Annotated in this window: 2 protein-coding genes; one reads left to right on the forward strand and one right to left on the reverse strand. The window is 45.1% G+C overall.

What is annotated here, in order from left to right; genetic code table 11:
• Positions 1–35: 35 nt before the first annotated feature.
• Positions 36–1,706, reverse strand: coding sequence for a transglutaminase domain-containing protein (locus tag IQ246_RS28860; RefSeq protein WP_194006715.1), 1,671 nt, complete (start codon positions 1,704–1,706; stop codon positions 36–38).
• 287 nt (positions 1,707–1,993) lie between these two features.
• Here IQ246_RS28860 and IQ246_RS28865 point away from each other — a divergent pair, with 287 nt between their 5' ends.
• A complete protein-coding gene (locus IQ246_RS28865; protein WP_194006716.1) occupies positions 1,994–4,852 on the forward strand; it encodes a cation-translocating P-type ATPase in 2,859 nt (952 codons plus the stop codon).
• Positions 4,853–4,882 lie beyond the last annotated feature (30 nt).

The following is a 4,882-nucleotide window of genomic DNA, read 5'->3' on the forward strand; positions in this document are numbered from 1 at the left end:
CCCCATACCCAATGCCCCATGCCCCATGCCCCAATTCAAAAAGGTGGCAATTCTTTGAGAATCGTAAACCGAATATGATTAATTGCCAAATCACCAATGGGTACATCTTCTTTTGTTAGCCGTGCGCCCTGACTTGTCACGGTTTCAAAGGAGATGCCTTTGCCAATTTCAATGTGATACCAGCATAAGCCCATAAAAAAGCGCGTGGGATAAGGCCCAGCGTTCCCGACATCATCAGGATTCGATTCCATTGGCAACCAGCCAAAATTAGGTACGTAGAATTCCAGCCAAACATGATTAAAGTCGGGTTGTAAAGGGACACCCTGGTGTTCGCTATTGGGAGGGCATTTATATCTACCTACAGTACGGCAGGGGATGCCATTCAAACGGCATAGAGCAAGTAAAACGCCTACATATTCGCCACAGGAACCAATACCCCGCTCTAAAACTACGTCTGGTGTATCAATGTAGGGTTTAATGCCATAGGATAATTCATCGTAGACATAGTTGCGGATGCTGTACATTTTCCGCAGCACATTAGTTTCAGTACCAATTGCTTCCCGTGCTGCACGGCGAACAATGGGAGTATCCATTGCTAAATCGTCATCATCTACTAGGTAGCGGGTTTGTAATTCTGGTGAAAGTTCAGGAATATTTTCTACATCTCTGGGCGTAATGCGATATTTAATCCCTCGAACTTCCAAAAGTGCTTTCCAGCCAAATATGTGCCGTTCGCCTGGGGTAAGGGCATCAAATTTAAATACTGCTACACGTTGTCCGTCTACAACTTCTTCGGTAAAAGGTAAACCAATAGGTTCAACGTGTTTCACCTTTTGACGTTCAGTTTCTGATGGTAGAGCGATGCGCCATTCTACCTCTGGTAAATAAACTTCGTCTAAGGGAGCAATTTCCTCAGCATAGGACATTTCAATAAGATAGCCATTAGAGAGGGCGTAATGTTTATCTGGTTCGTAATGATAATACAGAGGGTGAATAAAAGTGCGATCGCGGTAGGTTAGCTCATGATTCGGGTCTGCATTTGGGTTATCCCGGATATAAGGCTCCTCAGATGCATAAGCGATGTAGAGGCTTTCCTGACTGGTATCGCCATTTTGATGTATGGCTATGCCTGTGGGGGATTCAAACGGCGTCAGAACACTGAATTTAACTTCTCCAGTTGCCCTGTCCATCGCGTAAACTGTTTGTTCTATGCGATCGCAAATCCAAAGCGTTTCCTGGCTAACTGCCAAATTTTCCACCCCAACTCCAGGGGCATAAAACCTGGTAATCTCTTTTCGGGTATCACAGTCAAAAACCAGAATGTAACCTAGCTTTTGGCAACTGACGTAGACTGTTGATTCCCAAACAGCAACGCCGTCGGCGGGATAAGGCAATGTAGTAAAATGTTCCAGACCTAAAGCAGTGAGTGTGCATGAATAAACACTTTGATCACGGCTTACCCACAAAGTGTCTTCCCACACTGCTAGACCAGTGACATGACTAAATTCCTTTACTTGATGAGAATTGATGATTTTACTGTTGTCAGAGGTAGGATCAATCTCCAGTAGATGCCCCTTCAGGCTATCAATAGCAATGAGTTTATCTTTAATGAAAGCAATGCCACACAGGGTAGCAGCAGTCAGCGGCCGAATTATTTTTTGCCCAAACATTTGGCTAGCAGTCAAACTGGGGGGTGCAAAACTCATATTAAGCATATTTATTTAACGGTTTAGCACGCCCAAAATTAATTGTGGCAGATGCTCTGTAACTAAACTTCAAAACTCTATTACTCACAATTATCGTTACAATGTGTTCCGAAAAACTCTTTCGTGAGAAATAACACTATGTTAAAAGTGAACAATTTTGCAAATGTTAAGAATTACATAAACGCTTATCTAGCTTAGTAATGGCTTTAATGTAACTTTAGTTGATGGTTTTCCATGCATCACTAAATTATGATCAAATTCTGTAACCATTTCCTGTGACGTACACGATGTCTGCTAATTCTCTGCCTGAAGGTGCCGCCGTTTGGCATAGTTTAGAAGTTGATAAAGCGCTAGACCTGCTTGATAGTAACGCAGACAGTGGCTTGACACCCCAAGAAATTCAACAGAGGTTGCAAAAATACGGCCCCAATGAACTAGAAGAAAATGCTGGCCGTAGTACTTGGGAAATTTTACTGGATCAGTTCAAGAACATTATGTTGTTGATGCTGATTGGCGTAGCTCTGGTTTCTGGGTTTTTAGACCTCATGGCTTGGCGAGCGGGCGACTTGAAGCCTGGTGAAGTGCCATTTAAAGACACGATCGCTATTATGGCAATTGTCATTCTCAATGGCATACTCGGCTACGTTCAAGAAAGTCGTGCCGAAAAAGCCTTGGCAGCTCTGAAAAAGCTGACCTCTCCCTTAGTACGAGTCATGCGCGGCGGTAGACTCGTGGAGATCGCAGCCAAGGAACTAGTCCCAGGGGATGTGATGCTGCTAGAAGCTGGGATGCAGATAGCCGCAGATGGACGCTTGATCGAACAGTCTAATTTACAAGTGCGAGAGTCGGCATTGACTGGTGAAGCCGAAGCTGTGAATAAACAAGCTACACTCAAACTGCCGGAAGAAACAGATTTAGGCGATCGCATTAATTTAGTATTTCAAGGAACTGAAGTAGTTCAAGGACGAGGCAAGGTTCTGGTGACTAACACCGGAATGACGACAGAATTAGGCAAAATTGCTGCTATGTTGCAGGCGGTGGAAAGTGAACCTACCCCCTTGCAGCAGCGAATGACACAACTGGGCAATGTCCTAGTTACAGGTTCTTTAATTCTGGTTACGATCGTTGTTGGTGGCGGGATCATCCAAGCTAGAGGTTTTAGCAATATCCAAGAACTCTTGGAAGTTTCCTTAAGTATGGCCGTTGCTGTAGTGCCAGAAGGATTACCTGCGGTGATTACCGTCACTCTGGCACTGGGAACTCAGCGAATGGTACGCCAGAATGCCTTGATTCGCAAATTGCCAGCAGTGGAAACATTGGGTTCTGTTACTACTATCTGTTCTGATAAAACTGGCACCCTGACTCAAAATAAAATGGTGGTGCAATCAGTTTTCACCAATGAGAAGACTTTTCGTGTGACGGGAGAAGGTTATGTTCCTACAGGCAATTTTCAGTTAGATGGTCAAAAAATTGCCGTAGACGAGCATCCAGAAATCTCAGCTTTGCTGGTAGCCTGTGCCGTTTGTAATGATTCGGTGCTGCAACAGAACAATGGGCAATGGACGATTTTGGGAGATCCTACAGAAGGTGCATTAGTAACACTGGCGGGAAAAGCTGGAATCGAAAAAGACCAGTGGAACAGCAAATTACCCCGCGTTGCGGAGTTTCCCTTTTCCTCAGAACGCAAGCGAATGAGCGTGATTTCTCAAGTAGAGGAAGTAGCATCAGGTGGATCGCCTTTGACAGCAGTTGACCCTGCGATCGCTGGCTTTTTAAAATCTGAACGTTACTTAATGTTTACCAAAGGTTCACCAGAATTAATCTTGGGACGTTCAAATCTCCTTTATCTGGGTAATCACTCAGCCTCCTTGACTGAAGAACAACGCCAGCAAATTCTTGTAGAAAATGACCAAATGGCAAGTAAAGGCTTGCGGGTGTTAGGTTTTGCCTACAAACCCCTTGCGGAAATTCCACCAGAAAATTCAGATGATACATCTGAGCAAAATTTGGTGTGGCTGGGATTGGTAGGAATGTTAGATGCGCCACGCCCAGAGGTAAGAGCAGCAGTGCAAGAGTGTCGGGATGCAGGCATTCGCCCAGTCATGATTACTGGCGACCACCAGTTAACAGCAAGAGCGATCGCTACAGATTTAGGAATTGCCCAAGAAGGCGATCGCGTCCTCACAGGTCAAGAATTGCAACGAATGAGTGACCAGGAACTAGAGCAAAACGTTGACTTAGTTAGCATCTATGCAAGGGTCGCCCCAGAACACAAACTGCGAATTGTCCAAGCACTGCAACGCCGGGGCAGATTTGTGGCGATGACAGGCGATGGCGTCAACGATGCCCCAGCCCTTAAACAAGCTGACATCGGCATTGCAATGGGCATTACTGGTACCGATGTGAGCAAAGAAGCCAGTGATATGGTGTTACTTGATGACAACTTCGCCACTATTGTCACTGCTACCAAGGAAGGTAGAGTTGTTTACACCAATATCCGCCGCTTTATCAAATACATTTTGGGTAGTAACATCGGCGAAGTTCTCACGATCGCCGCTGCACCTTTAATTGGTTTGGGAGGCGTTCCCCTAACCCCCTTACAAATTTTGTGGATGAACTTGGTAACAGATGGTTTACCAGCACTAGCCTTAGCTGTGGAACCCCCAGAACCAGATGTGATGAAACGTCCGCCTTTTAGTCCCCGCGAAAGTATTTTTGCTAGGGGATTGGGTTTTTACATGATTCGCATTGGCATAATTTTTGCGATCATCAGCATTTCTTTGATGTGGTGGGCTTATCAACATACCCATGCAGCTGGCTATCAACGCAATCCCGATACTTGGAAGACAATGGTATTTACTACTCTGTGTATTGCCCAAATGGGTCATGCCATAGCCATTCGCTCTAATAACCGACTAACCATCGAGATGAATCCCTTCTCGAATATCTTTGTACTGGCGGCTGTTATTGTGACAACGATTTTGCAACTGATGCTAGTTTACGTCCCACCCCTGAGAAATTTCTTTGGCACTCACTGGCTAAGTCCAAGGGAGTTGATGATTTGTATTGGCTTCAGTGCCTTAATGTTTGTTTGGGTTGAATTGGAGAAGCTATTTTTGCGGTTTATGGGCAAGAGGGCTGTGTAAATTGGGCATGGGGCATGGGGGATGGGGGAT

Source organism: aff. Roholtiella sp. LEGE 12411 (assembly GCF_015206995.1).
GTDB lineage: Bacteria > Cyanobacteriota > Cyanobacteriia > Cyanobacteriales > Nostocaceae > Komarekiella.